Genomic DNA, 20474 nt, shown 5'->3' with positions numbered 1-20474 from the left:
TTCCACTCCTCTTCCAGCCAAGGAAGCGTAGCGGAAAACTCCAGCTTCAAACGGTCCAGTTTCCGGGGATCAGATCAGATCAATATCATTCAACTGATCGACAAGTGCGGTGAACACGGGTGCAGGATTGCTGTCCGTAAGGCCATTGGCAGTGCTGATTGGGGATATCCGAAGACCTGTGCGGCCATCATCGCAGATGGCCGCGACAGCTTTCGTGACCTCAAGTGTCAGCCGAATGCGGTTCTCGACCGACCCACCATAGGCATCGCTACGCTGGTTGGCCCCGTCACGCATGAACTGATCGAGTAAGTATCCGTTCGCGGCGTGAATCTCGACGCCATCAAACCCTGCGGCAAGAGCGTTGTGCGTCGCTTGCGCGTAATCTGCGACAATCCCCGGCAACTCCTCCAGGGCCAGCGCCCGCGGTGTGAGTGCTGGTTTCTTTCCATCCGGAGTGAACGCATCCACTTCAGGGCGAACAGCGGAGGGAGCGACAGGCAATATCCCACCGGCCTGCACATCCGGGTGGGACACCCTGCCGACATGCCACAGCTGAGCAAAGATGCGGCCACCCTTGTCATGGACACCGGCCGTGACGGGGCACCAGCTTTCGATTTGCTCGTCGGTCCAGATCCCGGGAGTAAAGGCGTACCCTGTGGCCTGCGGCGAAATGTTCACGCCTTCACTGATGATCAGGCCTGCCGATGCGCGTTGGGCGTAATATTCCTGCATCATTGGGGTGGCGATGTTTTCGGGGGACCGCGCGCGGGTTAGGGGGGCCATTACGATGCGGTTTGACAGCGTATAAGGTCCGACAACGACGGGGGAAAAGAGGTCAGTTTCAGGGATGGTTGACATAATGACTCCTCGTCTCCTGACTGGCAGGAGAGTGAATTTGGGACAAAGGGATGGGCCGGTTGCTTTGGGCGTGTCGGATGTGGCCAACGCCTGATCCGGTCGTTTTGGGGGCGAATTTGTGGCGGCGGCGCAGGGCTTAGGTCAAAGAGGCTGCGCCGCCGGTCGAGTTTGCAATGCAGGCTTTCCGATCTACAGATCGGTCATCTGCATCCCTTGTTCCGTGTAACGATCGCCAGCGGCAGCGCCGCGTGGGAACAAGGTGTCGAGGCGGGTGAGAATGTCCTCGGTTAGTGTGACATCGGCGGCCCCAATATTGTCTTCAAGATAGGCGCGCCGTTTGGTGCCCGGGATCGGAATAATATGATCGCCTTGGGCCAAGACCCATGCGAGCGCCAGTTGCGCAGGCGAGCATCCGGCGCTGTCGGCGATGGCACGGTATTGCTCCAGCAAGTTCAGATTCTGATCCAGATTTCCATCGGCAAAGCGCGGCTGGGTGTGCCGGAAATCATCATCAGCCAGGTCGCTTAGTGTGGTGACCTTGCCGGTCAGAAAGCCGCGCCCAAGCGGGCTGTAGGGTACAAAAGCCGTGCCCAATTCGGCGCATGTGGCCAGCATCTCTCCCTCTGGGTCGCGCGACCACAGCGAATACTCTGTCTGAACCGCCGCAACCGGATGCACCGCATTTGCCCGCTGCAAAGATTGTGCAGAGATTTCGCTTAACCCGATGCCTCTAATCTTACCTTCTTTGATAAGATCAGCCATCGCTCCAACCGTGTCCTCAATCGGGGTCACCCCATCAAGGCGATGCGCGTAATAAAGGTCGATCTGATCAATTCCCAGACGTGCCAATGAGGCCTCGACTGCCTGTTTCACATAGGCCGGGCTGGTGTCGATAAACCGCGAGGTCGGGTCTTGGGATCGGATGATGGCGAACTTGGTCGCCAGCGTGAGGTTGTCCCGGTTTTGCCGAACGAAATCCGACAACAAGGTTTCATTCGCGCCGTTGCCATAGATATCGGCGGTGTCGTAGAACGTGACGCCCAATTCAAGCGCACGGTCCAGCGTTTCATAGGATTGATCGCGGTCGGTTGGGCCGTAGAATTCGGACATGCCCATGCAGCCAAGTCCAATGGCTGATGTCGCGCCAAGTCCGGCGCCCAGATTACGCGTTTTCATGTGTTTTCTCCTTGAATTGAGGTGGTACGAAGCGGATAGCCGTGACGCGGGAAATGCACGGCAACCGTTCCCACCTGTGGCATGTCCCGATGCAGAATGATGCGGGTGTCGTCGATATGGACCAGCGTACCGTCGATGACTTCCGTGCCAAATTCATCGACCAGAACCTGTACCGACGCGCCTATCGCGGGATGGGCAAGACCCGTTGCGGGAAGCGGGGCAGGGGTCGTCGAAACCGCGATTATGATCGCTTCAGCAGGCGCCAATTCGGTTCGTGTGCCGTGACCGAACTCCGCAATGCGCGCCATCCATGCCGACAATGCCGGGAACAGCGATAGACCGCTGCCGCTGGCGGTTGTGTCAGCTTTGGCAAAAAACCAAACCACATGATAGAGTGCCAGATCAGTCAGCGCGGGCGTGTCCCCGGCAAAGAAATCGGCACCGCCCAGCAGGTTCTCAAGCCAACCAAGCCCTGTTGTGATTTGGCCACGATGATATCCGACATCCGCTTTCAGGCCGTCCAGATCAATCTTGTGATCCCAAAACGCCTCGCGGTCGTGGATCAGGGCTGGGGGAACGGCATCGGCCCGCAGGCCCATGCTGTAACGAACCACTTGCCAGAACAAAATGCGGTCCGCCCAATTGTCGAGCAGCGGGGTCGCTGTGCCCGCAGTGTTCGGGGCAAGGGCGCGCGCCGGAAACCGCTGGTCAAGCTCGGCGGCGATCAGGGCGGAATCACAGTAGATATCCGCCCCGATCTGAAGCACTGGGGCCCGCCTGTAGCCACCCGTCAGGGTTAGCAGATCAGCCTTTGGCGCAATCGGAGGCACGATGACCGATGACCGATGACCATGATAGCCCCTTGAAGCCCATCAAAGTTCTGATTTTTTCGGAATAGGGAGAGGCTTCATAGTGGTGCAGGATCAGGTCGGTCATCGCTTTTCTCCTACTTCAGCAGCCCGAGGATCTCTTGCGCGGCGGCGGCGGATGAGGCGGGGTTCTGGCCGGTGACCAGTTTTCCGTCACGCAGCACGAAGCTGACCCAATCCGCCCCTTTTTCATACTGGCCACCATTGGCCTTCAGCATGTCTTCCACCAAGAACGGCACAACATCGGTAAGGCCGACGGCCTCTTCTTCGGTGTTGGTAAAACCCGTCACCCGGCGGCCAGACACCAGCGGTTTGCCGTCCGCGCCTTGGGTGTGGCGGAACACGGCGGGGGCGTGGCAAACTGCGCCGACAGGCAAGTCGGCGGCGGCGAAGGCCTCGATCAGGCGTTTGCTGTCCGCATTTTCGGCCAGATCCCACAAGGGGCCGTGGCCGCCCGGATAGAAGATGGCGTCGAACCCGTCTTCGGTTACATCCGAAAGCTTCAGCGTCGTCGCAAGATGCTTTTGCGTCTCTGGATCGTCTTTGAACCGACGGGTGTCGTCGGTCTGTGCGTCAGCGTTGTCGCTGGACGGATCAATCGGCGGCTGTCCCCCTTTGGGCGAGGCCAGTATAATGTCTGCTCCGGCGTCCTTGAAGACGTAATAGGGGGCCGCAAACTCCTCCAGCCAGAAGCCGGTTTTCTTGCCTGTGTCCCCGAGTGTGTCGTGGGATGTCAGTACCATCAGAATTTTCATGTTATTTTCCTATTTTTTCTCGCCGACGCGGATCACGCGCTTGCCAAAGTTTTCGCCATTCAGCAGGCCAATGAAGGCTTCGGGTGCATTTTCCAAACCGTCGATGATCTCTTCGCGGTATTTGATTTGGCCGCTTTCGATCCACGCCCCCATGTCTTTGGCAAAATCCGGGTAGAGGTGGCCGAAGTCGTCAAAGATGATGAAGCCCTGCACCTTGATCTTTTTGCGCAGGATTTGACCCATAAGCCAATTCATCCGGTCCGGTCCTTCGGGCAAGTCAGTCGCATTATACTGAGAGATCAATCCGCAGACCGGCACCCGTGCGTTTGAATTCAACAGCGGGATGACCCCGTCGAGGACCTTGCCGCCGACATTTTCGAAATAGACATCGATGCCATCGGGACTGGCCTTGGCAAGCTGTTCGGCAAAGTCATCTGCCTTGTGATCGATACAGGCGTCAAAACCCAACTCATTGACCGCATAGGCGCATTTCTCTGGTCCGCCCGCGATGCCGACCACGCGGCAGCCAAGGATCTTGCCGATCTGGCCCACAGTGGCCCCGACAGGGCCGGTTGCGGCCGCCACGGCGATGGTCTCGCCAGGTTTTGGCGCGCCAATTTGCGTCAGACCCGCCCAAGCGGTAAAGCCGGGCATACCCATGATACCGAGCGCCCAAGACGGATGCGCGGGTGATTTGCCAAGGTTTGTCAACCCCGCGCCATCCGACAGGGCATAATCCTGCCAGCCATTGAAGCTGAGCACCCAGTCGCCCGGCGCAAAGCCATCAACCTGTGAGGTGACGACCTGAGCCACTGTGCCGCCCTCCATCACGCCATCAATTTCCACCGGCGCGGCGTAAGATGGCGCATCGCTCATGCGCCCCCGCATATAAGGGTCCAGCGACAGATATTCGGTGCGCAGAAGCATTTGCCCAGCACCAGGGGAGGGGACGTCCCCTTCGACCAAGCGAAGCGTGTCCTTGGTCGGTTCGCCTCTGGGGCGTTCCGCCAGCACAAGCTGGCGGTTTACTGTTTCGGTCTGTGTCATGGTCATCATCTCCTAGAAGGCTGTTTCAAGAATGCGGCGGGCATCCTCGGGGGTGATGGCATTTTGTTCGCCAAGGGCGGTCATGCCGTGATCCTTCAAGGCGGCGACGATGCGATCAATTTCAGGTGCAGCAATTGCGTAATCGCCGAGTCGGGTTTTGATGCCCACCTGTTCAAAGAACCCGCGTGTTGCCTCGATCACGGCATCAATCCGCGCATCATCAGATCCCTCGCGGATGTCCCAAACATTGGCAGCATATTGCAGCAGTTTCTCGCGTTTGGGGCCACGTTGGTCGTTCATCAGTGACGGCAACACGACAGCCAGTGTGCGGGCGTGGTCGGTGTCATTGAGCGCGGTAATCTCATGTCCGATCATATGGCTTGCCCAGTCCTGCGGGACACCTGCGCCGATCAGGCCATTCAGGGCCAGCGTTGCCGTCCACATCAGGTTGGCGCGAACGTCATAGTCCTCCGGCGTCTCAAGGGCTTTGGGCCCAAGCTCGATCAGGGTGCGTAGCAGGGTTTCGGCAAAACCGTCCTGAACGCGCGCGGCGGATGGATAGGTCAGATATTGTTCGATGATGTGAACAAACGCGTCGGCCACGCCGTTCGCGATTTGACGGGGCGGCAGCGTGTAAGTGACCTCGGGGTCCAGCACCGAGAAAACCGGGTAGCAATGTGGGCTACCAAACGGAAGCTTAGCGCCCTTCTCGGGATTGGTGATCACAGCGCCAGAGTTCATCTCCGAACCGGTGGCGGGCAAGGTCAACACGGTCCCAAAGGGCAGCGCTTGCGTGATGACCGACCCGCGAGATGTCAGGATGTCCCAGGCGTCGCCATCATATTTGGCCGCCGCCGCGATAAATTTGGTGGCGTCAATAACGGAACCACCGCCGACAGCCAACAGGAAGGTGATCCCTTCTTGGCCAATCACCTCGACAGCTTTCAGCGCAGTGGCGAAGCGCGGATTGGGCTCAATGCCGCCAAATTCGACCAAGGTCCGGCCCGCAAGTGCCGCACGCACCTGACCAAGGACGCCTGTTTTCTCCGCGCTGCCTCCACCATAGAGGATCAGCACCTTTGCGTCAGCCGGAACCTGATCCTTTAGGTCCGCGATACGGCCCTTGCCAAACAGGATATGTGTCGGATTGCGAAAGTCAAAATTATTCATGGGTTCAGTTTCCTTCAGTTTCAATGTGCAGGCGCACGTCAACGTTTCCGCGTGTGGCGTTGGAGTATGGGCAGACCTGGTGCGTCGCTTCGACAAGTCTTTCAGCATCCTCGCGGGTCATGCCCGGCAGATGTGCGGTAATGTGGTTCTGCCTCACTTTGTGTGGCGCAACTATCCTGAAACTGGAAAATTCAGGAGGTATAGTTGTGAGTTCGAAGAAGCACTGGTCGCCCGGGAGCGATGTTGCCGTTCAAAGCGTTGAGCGAAGTGAAAGAGGCGGGTGGATTGTATCTGGCGTCTTGGCTCCCAACGGCATTTGCCCAGACTGTGGATTGCATTCACGCCGACGTCACGGCTGGCGGCGTCGGCGGCTGCAGGATTATCCCGCGCATGGAGACGAGGTAACGGTTGATCTCGCAATTTGCCGTTGGCGATGTCAGGCACCCGCTTGCCCACGCCGGACATTCTCAGACCAAATCGCCTCGATTGCGCGTCCATTTGCACGTCGTACTTCGCGTGTCGGGGAGATTGTCACCCATCTTGGGCATGCGACCGGCGGACGGCCAGCCGAGCGGTTGTTGCATCGTTTGGGCCTTGGAGTCAGCGATGACACGGTGCTTAGGCAGCTGAAGAACCGTGCCCAAGACAGTGGCGAGTCGCCGACAGTCATCGGGATCGACGACTGGAGTTGGCGGAAATCGCAAACCTACGGCACGATCATTGTGGATCTGGAGCGTCGCGTGGTGATCGACATTCTTGAGGATCGAGATGTCGTCAGCTGCACCAACTGGCTGAAGCGACACCCCGAGGTGGAAGTGATCAGCAGAGATCGCTGCGGTCTCTACGCCCAGGCAGCACGGCAAGGGGCACCGCAGGCGAAGCAGGTCGCTGACCGGTTCCATATCGTACAAAACCTGCGGCAGGCCATCGAGGAGCAAATGAACCTTCACGGCCGTGCGACCGGCAGGGCGCTGCTGTCCGACGCCGACAACATCACCGCAGCCGGCAGCCTTCTGAAGTCACGCCTGGCGCATAGGACGTCTCGGGAAGAGATTTTCGCCACCATTCATGCGCTCCGAAATCAGGGGCTTTCATGCAGCGAGATCGGGCGGCGAACAGGGTTCCCGCGTCGCAGCATCGCAAAATGGCTGCAGTTCGAGACACCACCGGACCGCAGGCGGGCCGCTTTGAAGCCGACATCGCCGTGGTACTTTGAAGAGTTCCTGAGCCAAAGCTGGAAGGAGGGCATTCGAACTGGCAGCGCCCTGTTCCGTCTGATCCGAGAGCGCGGTTACGAGGGGAGTCAGTCGCATTTGCAGCGTCTGTTGGCGGGCTGGCGAAAAGCAGAACAGCAAGGGAGCGACTCCAAGGTAGAGCACGAAATCCTTAAGCCAGTCCGGGACCCGGAAACGGGGCACGCGATTTCCCCGGTCATCGCAGCCGCGCTGTGCATCAAACCCCGCGGAAAGCTCACCCCGGATCAAGCGCGGAAAGTCGACGCGCTCAAGGCCGGTTCTCCCGCCTTCGCAACGATGCGAAGTCTCGCCATGCGGTTCAACGGTATCCTGCGTGGCCGCCAAGCAGACCCGCTCCCAGCATGGATCGACAACGCGATCGAAACCGATCTGGCGCCCATCGTGCGCTTTGCCCGCACATTGAACCGGGACTTCGATGCAGTCAAAAACGCCATCGAGATGCCATGGAGCAACGGCCAAGCAGAAGGTCAGATCAATCGCCTGAAGACGCTCAAACGCGCCATGTACGGTCGAGCCGGTCCAGAATTGTTGCGGGCGAGAATGCTACCGTTCCGCCACACAGATTGAGGCAGAGCCCAATTAAGGGCTACGCGACAGGAGTCCAGCATACATACGATATTATACTATCGCAACACCAAGTATAAAGACGCATAATGAAGTTTATGTTAATTTCCAGACTCCGCCATCTTGTACCACCCGCGACTCAGACAACAGCTTCTCCAGATGCGCCGCAACGTTTCGTTCTGCGGCCATTGCGATATGTGGGTCGGTTTTCTGGTAGACGGAAGCGGCGATATTCTGGACCGAACCCGGGGTGTTTGAGAGGTGGGCGAGGATCTCCGCCTCGCGACGCATGCGGTTGGAAAGCAACCGTTTGACGTAAGGTTGCGGATCCCGGAGTATAGGTCCGTGCCCCGGAAAGTAGATCCTATCGCCGCGCTCAATCAGCCGCTGTAGCTGCGCGCAGTAGTCGTGCATGTTTCCGTCAGGGGGGCTGACGATCGAACTGTTCCAGCTCATGACGTGGTCGCCCGTGAAGAGCACTCCGTCAGGTCTCGCGAAACAAAGGTGGTCGCTCGCGTGACCAGGTGTGTGCAGGACGGTAAGACCGGCAATGACCTGTCCGTCCTCCAGAAACAGGTCAGGTCGAAATGCATCGTCAGGGAATGCCCGTGAGGCATAAACAGGTGCGTCTGTCCGTGCTCGCAGGGCTGGGACGACTCCAAAATGATCAGAATGGTGGTGTGTGAGCAGAATCCCGGATGGTTTGGCCCCCAAATTTTCGATGATTGCCTCGAAATGTGTACTGTCTTCTGCTGGGCCGGGGTCGATTATGAACCGACCATCAGGCGTATCAATGATGTAGCTATTTGTCCCGTGGTAGGTCATCTTTCCGGGATTGTTCGCGACGATCCTCAGAATTCCAGGGGCCAATTCGACTCCCTTCGCGCGGCAAGGCTCCGGCTCTGAGAAAAACATGCTGCTTCTTTTCATTGTGTGCGACCAGTTATTGATTGCGAACAATCCGGTTCGCACAGTTTTGTGCGTTGCTCTCGCATGGCGCCGGAAACCTCAGGCTGGCGTCCGGTGCCTACCAAATCTGGCATCGGACCATTTCAACTTATATCGGACTAAGACCGTATGAGACTGAAACAGTCTGATACGGTCTTGGGCTGGCAGTCACACAGCGCGGCGATTATGGTAAGCAGAATACAGAACTACAGCAATTGTCGCCTTCGTCAGATCCCCGATCAGGAATGGGTAAAGCCCGGCGTTCAGCAATTTCTCGCCATAACCGACAAAGCCACCCAACCAGAACAGCCCTGCGCAATACATGAGTATCGAGCCCGAAAAGACCGCGACAGATGCTCTGAATGAAGGCCAAAGTCCTTGCAGTGCTTGAACAACCCAACCGGCAGCCGCCGCTGCAAGTGCGAAGCCTACCAGGTATCCGCCTGTGGGACCCGCGATATATGCCAGTCCTGCCGGAGCCGGAGGCGTGCCTGCGAAGACCGGCAGGCCAAGCAGACCTTCAAAAAGGTATGTCACAACAACAAGACTACTACGCACCGGCCCCAGGAAAAGACCCAGACCCAAGACAACCAGGGTCTGTGTAGACATAGGTACGGGGTAGAACGGCACCACGATTTTGGCGGATATTGTCAGAAGAATTGTGCCGACGAGTATTATCGAGATCTCTCGGGTCAGTCTTGCGACTGATCGGCTTTGAGTGGTTTCCAGATTCATCTTTTTCGTCCTTGTTTCTGTAGATTGTTAATTTTTTGGATAGTAAGCTCACATGCGCTTGGCGACTTCTTCCAACATGACTTCGCTCGCCCCGCCGCCGATGGCCTGCACACGGGCATCGCGTGACATGCGTTCCACCGGTGTTTCGCGCATATAACCCATGCCGCCGTGAAACTGGACGCAGTCATAAAGCACGCTGTTCACCAGTTCGCCGCAATATGCTTTGACCATCGAGACCTCTTTCACGCAGTCACCGCCCGCAGCATCCAGACCGGCGGCGTGATAGACCAGCTGACGTCCTGCAGCGATCCGCGTCTGGCAGTCGGCCAGCCGTTGGCGCACGGCCTGCTTGTCCCACAGAACGCCGCCAAAGGCCCTGCGCTGCTTGACATAATCCACGGTCATGTCCAGCGCGGTTTGCGCTTCGGCACAGGCCATCGCACCCAGCACGATGCGTTCGTTCTGGAAGTTCTTCATTACCGAATAGAAACCGCGGTTGACCTCGCCCAAGACGTTTTCGGCCGGGATGCGGACATCTTCGAAGATCAGTTCCGCAGTGTCCGAGCACAGCCAGCCGGTCTTGTTCAACGCCCGGCCGACCGAAAAGCCCGGCGTGCCTTTTTCGACTGCAAACATCGTGATCCCGCGCGATCCTTTGGCATCAGGGTCGGTCTTGGCCCCGACAAAATAGAGGTCGCCGTGAACGCCGTTGGTAATGAACATCTTGGTGCCGTTCAGCACCCAGTCCGACCCGTCCGGCACCGCGCGGGTGCGCATGCCGGCCACGTCCGAGCCTGCGCCCGGTTCGGTCACGGCGACGGCGGTGATCTTTTCGCCCGAGGTGATCGACGGCATCCACCGCGCCTTTTGTTCGGGCGTGCCGGCGTTTTCCAGATGCGGCGAGGCCATGTCGGTGTGGACCAGAACCGTAGCCGAAAAACCGCCGAAGGTGGATCGCCCGACCTCTTCGGCCAGAACCACGCTGGACATCACGTCGAGCCCCGCGCCGCCATACTGTTCGTCATAGCGCATCCCCAGCACGCCGAGATCACCCATCCGGCGCAGCACGTCGCGGGGCACCATGCCCTCCTCTTCCCAAGCCTCGGCCTTGGCGGTCACCTCGGTTTCAATGAACCGGCGCAACTGGTTTCGGATCATCTCGAGGTCTTCGTTGAACGGGCCGGTGACCTGAGTAATGCTGTCTTGTCTGGTCATGTGTTTTCCTCTGGATCGAGTTTGATGAGTGGGGCGTGCCCGGCGACCGTATCGCCGGGTGCACAATAGATTTCAGTCACCACGCCCGCGACCGGCGCGGGCAGGCTTTGCAACAGCTTCATGGCCTCAAGCACCACCAGCGTGTCACCGGCTTTGACGCGTTCGCCGAGTGCGACGCGCACCTCGGCCACGGCGCCGGGCATGGGTGCGGACAACAGGTCAGCGACGCCAGACCCGCCGGTGGCACGTTGCAGATGCTGGTCTTCCAGCGTACGCAGGTCTGTCGCGGTCATTCCAGCAGGGGTTTGCAGGTGCACTCGCCAGTGACTCGACGCGCGCACGACGTAAGCGATGCGCGAAAACGGAACCCCGTCGATGCGTCCGCTCAGACGGCATCCTGTTAAAGCGGCACTCTCGACCGTGATGGTCTGGCCGTCCGGCTGAATGGCAGTCAACCCCGACCCGGAGCCGTTCATGCGGATCGGTTCGTCTTTGGTTGTGCCCCAATAGAAGGCCGCGCCGGACTGTCTCGCAGGGGCTGTGAGTCGCCATGACCCCAGGCTTTCCCACGGCGATGCGCCCGTCGGCACGAGACGCAGATGCAGCGCCATCGCGGCAAAGGCCATGTCCCGGGGATCAGCGGACGGTTCAGTCCAGCCGCCTGGAAACATCTCGGGCAGGCCCGAGGTATGGTGACGGAACGCCGCAAAATCCGGGTGTGCCAGTAGCGCGCGTTGATAGGCCAGGTTCAGGCCGACGCCGCCGACGGCAAAAGCATCGATCGCGGTGATCGCCCGGCGGATCGCCCCGGCCCGATCCGGCGCGTGGACGATCAGCTTGGCAATCATGGAATCGTAGTGGTGGCCGACGACCGAACCGCACTCTACCCCAGTCTCCAGCCGCACATCCGCAGGCGGCGCCCAAAGGGTGATCTTGCCCGTTTCGGGGTGAAAATTCTCGGCCGGGTTTTCGGCGGCGATGCGGATTTCAATGGCGTGCCCGTCAAACTGCACATCGCCTTGCGTCAGCGTCAGCGGCTCGCCCCGCGCGATGCGCAACTGCCATTCGACCAGATCGATGCCGGTGATCGCCTCGGTCACGGGGTGTTCCACCTGCAACCGGGTATTCATTTCCAGAAAGTAGTATTCACCGCGCCCGGGGTCATAGAGGTATTCCACCGTCCCGGCGGAGCGATAGCCGATCGCCTGCGCCAACCGCACCGCTGCCGCACGCATGCGGTCGCGCACAGCCTCGGGAAGATCGGCGGCGGGGGCTTCTTCGATCAGCTTTTGGTGGTTGCGTTGCAGCGAACAATCGCGGTCGCCCAGATGCAGCACGGTGCCGTGAGTGTCGCCCAGAACCTGCACTTCGACGTGGCGGGCACGGGGCGCATAGCGTTCGAGGAACACCGCCGGATCGCCGAAGGCGCTCTGCGCTTCGGCCCGGGCAGATGCAATCGCTTCGGGTGCGTCGCCCAGATCGGAGACAAGCCGCATCCCGCGTCCGCCGCCGCCGGCGCTGGCCTTGACCAGAAAGGGGGTGCCAAGCGCCTCGGCCTCTTGCAGCAGGCGCGCGTCGGACTGATCCTCGCCGCGATAGCCGGGCAGGACGGGCACGCCTGCGGCTTCGGCGGCAGCCTTGGCCTCGATCTTGGAGCCCATCCGCGCGATAGCGTCGGGTTCCGGCCCGATGAACACAAGGCCCGCCGCCTCGACCGCCGCCGCGAAACCGGCATTCTCAGACAGAAAACCATAGCCCGGGTGCACCGCACCCGCGCCCGTCGCCCGCGCGGCCTCAAGGATGGCCTCGACGTTCAAATAACTGTCCGACGGGGCGGCCCCACCGATGCAGACGGCATGATCGGCCTCGGCCACGAAGGGCGCGTCGCGGTCCGCGTCCGAAAACACCGCTACGTTTTCCAGCCCCAGTTTGCGGCACCCGCGCTGGATGCGCCGGGCAATCTCGCCCCGGTTGGCGATCAAAACGCGGGTGAAGCTCATTTCACCCGCCATGACGGAACGCCCTTGTTGATGAAGCTGTTGATGCCTTCGATACCTTCCTCCGTCTCCCACGCATCGGCCAGCCGGTCGGCGGTGTAGATCATGTTGGTCTCCAGATCGTGGGACGCGACATAGGCGATCAGCGCCTTGGTATCGGCCACGGCACCCGGCGCGGCCTGAAGGTGATCATGCACCAACCGGTTCACCGTGGCGTCCAGGTCGGCCGGCGCGACAACTTCGGTCAACAGACCGATCCGCTCGGCACGGACCGTGTCGAACAACGCCCCCGACAGCATGGTTTCACGCGAATGCACCTTGCCGATGCGGGCCACCACATAAGGCGATATATTCGCGGGCAGAAGGCCCAGTTTGACCTCGGTCAGACCGAAGCGCGCGTCTTCGGCGCCGATGGTGTAGTCGCAGACGGAGATCATGCCGACACCGCCACCGTAGGCCGGGCCGTTGATCCGCCCGATCAAGGGCTTAGGCAGCGTGTCAAGACGGCGCAACAGCAGCGCCAGCGTGGCGCTTTGTGCGACCCTTTCACTACGGGTTTTCTTGACGTTAGAGGCGAACCAGTTGAAATCGCCGCCCGCGCAGAAGCTCTTGCCCGCGCCGGTCAGGACCACAATACGCACATCGTCATCTGCAGCCAGCTTTTCTGCGGCATCGTATAGCTCTGCGATCAATTCGCCATTCAGCGCGTTGTGTTTGTCGGGGCGGTTGAGCGTCAGCGTGGCGACGCCGCGCGCATCAGTTTCGACAAGGATCGTGTTGTAGGTATTGGTCAACTTGAAGCCTCACATTCTGAATACAGGCGTATGGCGACCGGCTTCGGGCACCGATGTCACGATGGCCAGGCACAGGCCAAGGATATCGCGGGTTTGCGCGGGTTCGATCAGCCCGTCATCCCAAAGCCGCGAGGTGGCATAATAGGGATCGGACTGTTCAGCATACTGGGCCCGAACCTGCTCCTCGATCAGCTTCATGTCGGCCTCCATCTTGCCCGGGTCGCCCCCTTTCTGGCGGCGCAGTTCCAGCATCACATTTGTGGCGATGTCGGCAGACATGGTGGCCAGTTCCGCCGTGGGCCAGGCAAAGAGAAAATTCGGGGCGAAACCACGTCCGCACATGCCGTAGTTGCCTGCCCCGTATGAGCCGCCCAAGAGGACCGACAGGCGCGGCACCTTGGCAACCGACATGGCATAGACCAGCTTGGCACTGTCTTTGGCAATGCCGCCGCGCTCGGCTTCGGTGCCGACCATGAAGCCCGAGATGTTGTGGAGGAACAAAAGCGGTATGTTGCGTTGATCGCACATCGACACGAATTGCGCGCCCTTGAGCGAACTGTTGGACACAAGCGCCCCATTATTTGCGAGAATGCCCACTCGATAGCCGTGAATCCGCGCGGTGCCGCAGACCAGCGTCTCACCCCATCCGGGCTTGAATTCGCGGAATTCGCCGGCGTCGATCATGCGCAGCAGAACCTCGCGCATGTCATAGGGCTGTTTGCGATCGGCGCTGATGACGCCAAGCAGTTCCTCTGGGTTGCGCGCCGGCGGCGCGCAGGTTGCATCGGGACCCATCGGGCGCGACAGGCCCAGTTCGGATACGATGTCGCGCATCAGAGCAAGCGCATGATACTCGTCCTCGGCCAGATGGTCAGACACACCGGAGACGCGCGAATGCATCTCGGCCCCCCCCAATGTTTCTCCATCAACCTCTTCGTTGATCGCCACCTTGACGATCGAGGGGCCGCCCAGATGGATGCGTGCATTGCCGCGTACCATGATGACTTCGTCCGACAGGGCCGGGATATAGGCCCCACCGGCCGTGCAGCCTCCAAAGACCGCCGAGATCTGCGGCAGGCCGCTCGCGGACATGTTGGTTTGACGATAAAAGGAATTGCCGAAATGGCGGGCATCGGGGAAAACCCGGTCCTGCTCTGGCAGATAGGCACCGCCGCAATCCACCAGATAGAGGCAGGGCAGCCGGTTCTCGGCTGCGATTTCCTGGGCGCGGATGTGTTTCTGCACGGTTTCGTGATAGAAAGACCCACCCTTCACTGTCGCATCGTTGGCGATCACAACGCAGGGAAGCCCGTGGACGATCCCGATACCGGTCACGATTCCCGCACCGGGCACCTCGCCCCCGTATTGACCGTAGGCGGCAAGCGACGACAGCTCAAGAAACGCAGTGCCCGTATCCACCAGCAGGTCGATCCGTTCGCGAACCAACAGCTTGCTGCGCTTGCGATGCCGCGCGACCATGTCGGGGCGGCCGCCAGCCGTTGCTTCGGCGATCCGCGCGCGCAGCATTTCGACGCGCTCGCTTTGTGCGGCGTGGTTGCGGGTGTAGGTCTCTGATGCGGTCAGCACCGCTGTTTCAAGACGTGCCATGAAGTTAGGTATCCTGTCTTTGGAGTATCCCGTTGAGGAACACATCGGCATAGGTGCGTGACAACGCATCGGCGCTACCGCGGTCCGGGTCGAACCAATCGAGCGTGGCGTTCAATGTACCGATCAGCATCAGGCGCAGGCGACGGATATCGACGTCTTGCTTCAGCGTGCCATCTTTCTTAAGCTGGGACAGAAGACTGTCCCACTCTGCCTCATAGGCCCTGCGCGTGGGCAAGTTGGCATCCCGGACGGATTGCGGCACCTGCCCGAAAATACGCACATTCGCCGATGTATAATCGCTCACATCAAGAAGCGCGCGCAAATGCGCCCGGATCGCAGAGCGCAGGATCGTTTCGCCATCGGTATCGGCTGGCAGGTCGGTGATGGCGTCTCTCATACTCGCGTGAACGACCCGAATCCCTGCATCAAGAACGGCCGCGACGATCTCGTCCTTGGAACCGAAATGATAGTATATGCTACCCGCCTTGATCCCGGCGGCCTCGGCAATTTTTCGGAGCGAAACGGACCCGTAGCCTTGTTCGCGGAAAAGCCGCGCGGCAATGTCCAGCACCCCGTCCCGTCCGACCGCGCTGCGCGATGTCTCGTTGACTTTGCTTGCAGTGCTTTGTGCCATAGACCTTCGTTTCGCCTCAGCGCCTAACTAACGACTGTTAGGTCAATAGCGCAAGTGAGTCAATCGTCTTAATCGTGCCCGATTGGAGTTTGCGGGAAATTCCGCATGGGCGACCGCCAAGAGGCCGCCCAGACAACAATGTGCTTGCCCGGACCCCGTTATCGGCTCCGGGCAAATGCTTTAGATCACGAAACCGCCGCCGCAGATGATGTGCTGCCCGGAAATGAAGTTCGATTCGGGTGCACAGAACAGATAGACGGCACCGGCTGCCTCTTCCGGCGTGCCGACCCGGCCTAGCGGGATCATGCGCTCCATCTGGGTTAGAAGGTCGGGATTCACGCCGACCTTGATCTCTTTTTCCTCGACCTGGATCGTGCTGTCTCCGTCGGCGCTGCCCTCGGTCAGGCGGGTGCGGATCGGGCCGAAAGCCACGGCATTGACGTTGACCTTGTAGCGGCCCCATTCCTTGGCCATCGTCCGGGTGACACCCAGAATGCCGGCCTTGGCGGCGGAATAGTTGATCTGGCCAGCATTGCCGCCGGTCCCTGCGATGGACGAGATGTTGACCACCTTGCGGAACACTTCCTGTCCGGCGGCGGCCTCTTCCTTGGCCTTGGCGCTGATCACCGGCTGCGCGGCGCGCAGGATCCTGAAGGGGGCCGTCAGGTGAACGTCGATGATCGCCTGCCATTGTTCGTCGGTCATTTTCTGAACGACGCTGTCCCAAGTATAGCCCGCATTGTTCACGATGATGTCCAGCCCGCCAAAGCTGTCCATGCCGGCCTTGATGAACCGTTCGGCAAAACCGTCCTCGGTGACGCTGCCGACACAGACCACGGCCTCGGCTCCCGTTGCGCGCACCGCCTCGGCGGTTTCATTGGCCGGATCGGCATCCAGATCGTTGATCACCAGCCGGGCCCCTTCCGAGGCCAGTTTGAGAGCGATTTCGTGGCCAATGCCCCGGCCCGAGCCCGAGACCAGCGCCACGCGCCCGTCGAGTTTTCCAGTCATATTGATTCCTCCCGAAAGGCGCTATCAGGCTTTTTCATAAAGCGTGGTGACGCAGGCCCCGCCGAGGCCCAGATTGTGCTGAAGCGCCAGACGTGCGCCATCAACCTGGCGCGCATCTGCCTGGCCGCGAAGCTGCTGAACGAGCTCGGTACATTGCGCTAGGCCGGTCGCCCCAAGCGGATGGCCTTTGGACAAAAGGCCGCCCGACGGGTTGGTCACGTATTTTCCGCCGTAGGTGTTGTCGCCATCATCAACGAATTTCGCCGCTTCGCCGCGACCGCAAAGACCAAGCGCTTCATAGGTGATCAGCTCGTTGTGGGCGAAACAGTCGTGCAGTTCGACCACATCCACGTCCTCAGGCCCGATGCCCGCCGCCTCGTAGACCTGATCGGCGGCGCGCTTGGCCATCGAAAAGCCGACCACTTCGCGCATGTCATGGGCTTCGAAAGTTTCCGGGCCGTCCGTCGTCATGGCCTGCGCCGAGATCCGAACCGAACTGTCCAGTCCGTGCTTGTCGGCGAATTCCTTGGAACAAATGATCGCGGCGGCCGCGCCACAGGTTGGCGGACAGGCCATGAGCTTGGTCATGACGCCGGGCCAGACGACCTGGGCGGCCATGACGTCTTCCGCCGTCACCTCCTGCCGGAACAGGGCAACCGGATTTTTGGCCGCATGTCGGCTGGCCTTGGCGCGGATTTTTGCGAAGGTTTCCAGGGGGGTGCCGAACTCGTCCATATGCGCCTTGCCCGCACCGCCGAAGTACCGCAGTGCCAGTGGGATCTCGGCACTGCCAACCAGTTCGTCGGTTTCTGCGTCGAAAGCTGCAAACGGGCTGACCCGGTCATGGAACATTGCACCGATTGCGCCGGGCTGCATCTGCTCGAACCCAAGCGCCAGAGCACATTCCACCGCGCCGCTTTCCACGGCCTGACGCGCCAGGAACAGGGCGGACGACCCCGTCGAGCAGTTGTTGTTCACATTCAGAACCGGGATGCCGGTCATTCCAACATGGTACAGGGCGCGCTGGCCGCAAGTGCTGTCGCCATAGACATAGCCCACATAGGCCTGTTGGATTTTGTCGTAGTCCAGACCCGCGTCGGCCAGAGCGGACCGGGTCGCCGCGGTTGCCATCACATCGTAGCTCTCGGATTTCCCCGGCTTCTGGAACGGGACCATCCCGACGCCGACGACATAGGCTTTATCTGACATTTCTCTCTCTCAGGTTTGGACTGGCCTGAATTATACAAGTGCCATTGCATTTTCTACCGTTTGTTAGAATTTACATGACGCCACGCGGACCTGTCAACACGATCACACTGTGGAGTATGGTGCTTGTCGAAGTTTCTAACATATGTTTGGTTGTTCGCGCTGCCTGTCTCGGAAGTCCGGGCAATTTTCGGTCCAGACCTCTGAGTCTGACCATGGCCTGACACAGCGAATGATGCATTTGGGATGTCTGGATTTCGCGACCATTGGTTTACAGACTACGAAAGGGCAAGAAAAATGGCGCATTGCTATGAATTCAAAGGGTTTATACCCGTTGTTCCCGATGATACATATGTCCATCCTCAGGCCGTTCTGATCGGAAATGTCATCTTGGGTCATGGATGCTACATCGGACCCGGCGCAAGCCTGCGGGGCGATTTCGGCAGAATCGTGATCGGGGATGGAGCCAATGTTCAGGATAACTGCATCATCCATTCCTTTCCCGGCCGCGACGCCGTCGTGGAAACCGACGGTCACATCGGCCATGGCGCGATCCTGCACGGCTGCACAATTGGCCGGAACGCTCTGGTCGGAATGAATTCCGTCATTATGGATGGTGTAGAGCTAGGGGCGGAATCGATTGTCGGCGCGCAGGCGTTTGTGCGTGGCGAAACCGTGATTCCGCCGCGTTCGATGGTGGTGGGATCGCCGGCAAAGGTGATCCGCGAGGTCAGCGAGAAAGAAGTCGCGTGGAAAACACGCGGCACCGCGGAATACCAGCAACTTGCGCGCGACTGTCTGGCCGGATTGACGCCGGTCGAACCGCTGAAGGCGGTCGAGGCAGACCGGCCCGGGATGGTGGCCTCTGACGTCGTCTCCATTCAGGAGGCGCGGCGGACATCGTCCTGACCTCTCCAGGCACCGGACCGGGGCGGGTTTAAGAAGCGGCCCGAAGCGGCAGGACCTATCTGAAAACGGGCGACACGACCGTTTCCCGGTGTATCGCCCGAGCCCCTCAAGCCGTTACAGACGGAAGATCCCGTAGTGCGGATCGTCGATCGGTGCATTGAGCGAGGCGGATATAGATATTCCAAGCGCGTTGCGCGTGTCCGCCGGGTCGAGGATGCCGTCGTCCCACAATTCCGAGGTCGAGGTATAGGCCTCGACATCGCGCTTGTATTTTTCCAGCACCGGTTCGCGGATCGCGGCGATTTCTTCTTCAGTCAGCTCTTTGCCTTCGCGCTGAAGCTGCCGGATCTTGACGTCCGCCATGGTATTTGCGGCCTGATCCGCCCCCATCACGCCGATCTCGGCCTGGGGCCACATGAACAGCGTGCGCGCGTCCCAGGCCCGTCCGCACATCCCGTAGTTGCCGGCCCCGTAAGACGCATTGGCGATCACTGTGAACTTCGGCACGACCGAGCCGCCCTGCGCCATCAGCATCTTGGCGCCGTCCTTGGCGATGCCGCGCTCTTCATATTCGCGGCCGACCATGTAGCCGGTGATGTTCTGGAAGAAGACCAGGGGCGTCCGGTTCTGATTGCAAAGCTGCATGAAATGCGCCGCCTTGAGCGAACTGTCGTTGAACAAAACCCCATTGTTGGCAAGGATGCCGACCTTGTAACCCCAGATATGGGCAAAGCCGCACACCATCGTGGTGCCATAGTCCGGCTGGTATTCGTGAAAGCGTGATCCGTCCACGATCCGGGCCAGAACCTCGCGCATGTCGAACTGGGTTTTCCGGTCCTTTGGAATGATCCCGTAAAGTTCCTTCGGGTCATAGAAAGGCTCTTCATAGGACGCGGTTTCGATGATTGTTTTTGGCATACGTTTCCACTGGCTGACAATTTCGCGCGCCAGTGAAAAGGCGTGTTGTTCGGTCGCAGCGCGATAGTCGCCGGTGCCCGATACCGAGGTGTGCATGACCGCCCCGCCCAGTTCCTGAACGCCGACCTCCTCGCCGGTGGCCGCTTTGACCAGCGGAGGGCCGCCAAGGAAAATCGCGCCTGTGCCTTCGATGATGATGTTGTAGTCGCTCAGCGTCGGCACATAGGCACCGCCAGCCGTGCAGTGTCCGCCGACCACGGCAATCTGCGGGATATTGGCCTGGCTCAGCTTGACCTGGTTGCGGAACACCCGCCCACCCAGATACCGGTCGGGAAACACCCCGTGCTGCAGCGGCAGGAAACCGCCCGCGCTGTCGCAGATATGGATGACCGGCAGGCGGTTTTCCAAGGCGACATCCAGTAGGCGCACGATCTTTTTCACGGTATGCGGATACCAGGCACCGCCCTTGACGCTGGCATCGTTGGCGTGGATGGCGACCTCGCGGCCTTGCACGATGCCGATCCCCGTAACCACGCCTGCGCCGGGCACCACCCCGTCATATTCACGACAGGCCGCCAGGGTTGAAAATTCCAAAAACGGAGTGCCGGGGTCCAGCAGCAGTTTCAACCGCTCGCGCACGCCCAGTTTGTTCTGGCGGGCAAGGCGGTCGATATCGCGCTGGGGGCGTTCGAAACGCGCCGCGTGCTGGCGGGCGTGGAATTCCTTAAGCCGTTCAGACATGGCGGCATAATTTGCCTTGTAGTCGGCGGCATTGGTGTCGATCTGACTTTCAATCCTGCGCAT

The 20474-nt window shown here is 60.0% G+C and carries 19 protein-coding genes and 1 pseudogene; 2 read left to right on the top strand and 18 right to left on the bottom strand.

Features of this window, described 5'->3' with window-relative positions:
- Positions 1 to 69: 69 nt before the first annotated feature.
- The 8 genes and pseudogenes from BMI87_RS18075 to BMI87_RS18045 form a co-directional block, all read right to left on the bottom strand.
- A complete protein-coding gene (locus BMI87_RS18075) occupies positions 70 to 858 on the bottom strand; it encodes an alkene reductase (RefSeq protein WP_246832738.1) in 789 nt (262 codons plus the stop codon).
- A gap of 189 nt (positions 859 to 1047) precedes the next feature.
- Positions 1048 to 2034, bottom strand: a complete 987-nt coding sequence (locus tag BMI87_RS18070; protein WP_078522933.1) for an aldo/keto reductase — start codon at positions 2032 to 2034, stop codon at positions 1048 to 1050.
- A complete protein-coding gene (locus BMI87_RS18065; RefSeq protein ID WP_342741275.1) occupies positions 2031 to 2864 on the bottom strand; it encodes a glutathione S-transferase family protein in 834 nt (277 codons plus the stop codon). The genes BMI87_RS18070 and BMI87_RS18065 overlap by 4 nt, the downstream gene beginning before the upstream one ends.
- On the bottom strand, positions 2839 to 2970 hold the full coding sequence (locus BMI87_RS22950; protein ID WP_256376246.1) for a glutathione S-transferase N-terminal domain-containing protein: 132 nt from the start codon (positions 2968 to 2970) through the stop codon (positions 2839 to 2841). The genes BMI87_RS18065 and BMI87_RS22950 overlap by 26 nt, the downstream gene beginning before the upstream one ends.
- 10 nt (positions 2971 to 2980) lie before the next feature.
- Positions 2981 to 3658 carry a type 1 glutamine amidotransferase domain-containing protein gene (locus BMI87_RS18060; RefSeq protein ID WP_009573565.1) on the bottom strand — a complete coding sequence of 226 codons (678 nt, stop codon included), beginning with the start codon at positions 3656 to 3658 and terminating at the stop codon, positions 2981 to 2983.
- 9 nt (positions 3659 to 3667) lie between these two features.
- Complete coding sequence (locus BMI87_RS18055; protein ID WP_078522931.1) at positions 3668 to 4705, bottom strand: NADP-dependent oxidoreductase; 1038 nt, start codon at positions 4703 to 4705, stop codon at positions 3668 to 3670.
- A gap of 12 nt (positions 4706 to 4717) precedes the next feature.
- Positions 4718 to 5875, bottom strand: a complete 1158-nt coding sequence (locus BMI87_RS18050; RefSeq protein WP_009573563.1) for an iron-containing alcohol dehydrogenase — start codon at positions 5873 to 5875, stop codon at positions 4718 to 4720.
- Positions 5876 to 5879: 4 nt separating this feature from the next.
- A pseudogene (locus BMI87_RS18045) lies at positions 5880 to 6017 on the bottom strand (organic hydroperoxide resistance protein); the annotation flags it as partial.
- A 142-nt stretch (positions 6018 to 6159) separates the two neighbouring features.
- Here BMI87_RS18045 and BMI87_RS18040 point away from each other — a divergent pair.
- A complete protein-coding gene (locus tag BMI87_RS18040) occupies positions 6160 to 7698 on the top strand; it encodes an ISL3 family transposase (protein WP_078522938.1) in 1539 nt (512 codons plus the stop codon).
- Positions 7699 to 7791: 93 nt separating this feature from the next.
- Here BMI87_RS18040 and BMI87_RS18035 read toward each other — a convergent pair whose 3' ends face one another.
- The 9 genes from BMI87_RS18035 to BMI87_RS17995 form a co-directional block, all read right to left on the bottom strand.
- Entirely contained in the window at positions 7792 to 8610 is an 819-nt protein-coding gene (locus BMI87_RS18035) for an MBL fold metallo-hydrolase (protein ID WP_146681659.1), read from the bottom strand.
- Positions 8611 to 8811: 201 nt separating this feature from the next.
- Positions 8812 to 9378 carry a biotin transporter BioY gene (locus BMI87_RS18030; protein WP_078522930.1) on the bottom strand — a complete coding sequence of 189 codons (567 nt, stop codon included), beginning with the start codon at positions 9376 to 9378 and terminating at the stop codon, positions 8812 to 8814.
- Positions 9379 to 9426: 48 nt separating this feature from the next.
- A complete protein-coding gene (locus BMI87_RS18025; protein WP_078522929.1) occupies positions 9427 to 10593 on the bottom strand; it encodes an acyl-CoA dehydrogenase family protein in 1167 nt (388 codons plus the stop codon).
- On the bottom strand, positions 10590 to 12593 hold the full coding sequence (locus BMI87_RS18020) for a biotin carboxylase N-terminal domain-containing protein (protein WP_246832737.1): 2004 nt from the start codon (positions 12591 to 12593) through the stop codon (positions 10590 to 10592). The genes BMI87_RS18025 and BMI87_RS18020 overlap by 4 nt, the downstream gene beginning before the upstream one ends.
- Positions 12590 to 13384 carry a crotonase/enoyl-CoA hydratase family protein gene (locus BMI87_RS18015; protein ID WP_028093931.1) on the bottom strand — a complete coding sequence of 265 codons (795 nt, stop codon included), beginning with the start codon at positions 13382 to 13384 and terminating at the stop codon, positions 12590 to 12592. Before BMI87_RS18015 ends, BMI87_RS18020 begins: the two co-directional genes overlap by 4 nt.
- A 9-nt stretch (positions 13385 to 13393) precedes the next feature.
- Positions 13394 to 14992 carry an acyl-CoA carboxylase subunit beta gene (locus BMI87_RS18010; protein ID WP_028093930.1) on the bottom strand — a complete coding sequence of 533 codons (1599 nt, stop codon included), beginning with the start codon at positions 14990 to 14992 and terminating at the stop codon, positions 13394 to 13396.
- A gap of 4 nt (positions 14993 to 14996) precedes the next feature.
- Positions 14997 to 15626 carry a TetR/AcrR family transcriptional regulator gene (locus BMI87_RS18005; RefSeq protein WP_028093929.1) on the bottom strand — a complete coding sequence of 210 codons (630 nt, stop codon included), beginning with the start codon at positions 15624 to 15626 and terminating at the stop codon, positions 14997 to 14999.
- Between the two features lie 180 nt (positions 15627 to 15806).
- A complete protein-coding gene (locus BMI87_RS18000; RefSeq protein ID WP_028093928.1) occupies positions 15807 to 16637 on the bottom strand; it encodes an SDR family NAD(P)-dependent oxidoreductase in 831 nt (276 codons plus the stop codon).
- A gap of 24 nt (positions 16638 to 16661) precedes the next feature.
- Positions 16662 to 17846 carry a lipid-transfer protein gene (locus tag BMI87_RS17995; protein WP_028093927.1) on the bottom strand — a complete coding sequence of 395 codons (1185 nt, stop codon included), beginning with the start codon at positions 17844 to 17846 and terminating at the stop codon, positions 16662 to 16664.
- A gap of 243 nt (positions 17847 to 18089) precedes the next feature.
- Between BMI87_RS17995 and BMI87_RS17990 the strand changes: the two genes are divergently transcribed.
- The gene (locus tag BMI87_RS17990; RefSeq protein ID WP_229861757.1) at positions 18090 to 18752 is read left to right on the top strand and encodes a transferase hexapeptide repeat family protein; all 663 of its coding nucleotides are present in this window, start codon (positions 18090 to 18092) and stop codon (positions 18750 to 18752) included.
- A gap of 114 nt (positions 18753 to 18866) precedes the next feature.
- On the opposite strand, the gene BMI87_RS17985 is transcribed toward BMI87_RS17990, so the two are convergent.
- A complete protein-coding gene (locus BMI87_RS17985; protein ID WP_028093925.1) occupies positions 18867 to 20474 on the bottom strand; it encodes an acyl-CoA carboxylase subunit beta in 1608 nt (535 codons plus the stop codon).

Source organism: Thioclava sp. F28-4, from assembly GCF_002020045.1.
Lineage (GTDB): Bacteria > Pseudomonadota > Alphaproteobacteria > Rhodobacterales > Rhodobacteraceae > Thioclava > Thioclava sediminum.
The sequence above is the reverse complement of the archived record's forward strand: the minus strand, read 5'-3'. Positions and strand labels throughout refer to the sequence as shown.